The sequence below is a fragment of the Bacillus cereus group sp. N14 genome, assembly GCF_016483555.1.
Classification (GTDB): domain Bacteria; phylum Bacillota; class Bacilli; order Bacillales; family Bacillaceae_G; genus Bacillus_A; species Bacillus_A wiedmannii.
In genome coordinates, this window is sequence record NZ_JAEHBQ010000145.1 from 1 (window position 1) to 229 (window position 229).

Here is a 229-nt window from a genome sequence, read left to right on the forward strand (position 1 = left end):
GTACAGGAAGGTCAAAACATTGGAGTCGGTCAACAGGTAGGTGTTTGCGGAAGAACAGGGCAAGTAACAGGGCCACATCTTCACTTTGAGATCAAAACATCTTTGACGTTTGGTCAAGTCGACCCAGCACCTTATTTGCCGAAATAAGCGGAAAGAAAGGGAGGATTAGGGATGAAACAGGGAATCGTTGGTTTAATCATAGTTGTACTAGTGGGTATCAGTGTATGGT

1 protein-coding gene is annotated in these 229 nt (G+C 44.5%); it reads left to right on the forward strand.

Translation table 11 applies throughout. The features are described from left to right. Window positions 1–147, forward strand: a 147-nt coding sequence (locus tag JDS82_RS29485; RefSeq protein WP_199714346.1) for a M23 family metallopeptidase, incomplete at its 5' end; no start/stop codon positions are given. Between the last annotated feature and the right edge of the window lie 82 nt (window positions 148–229).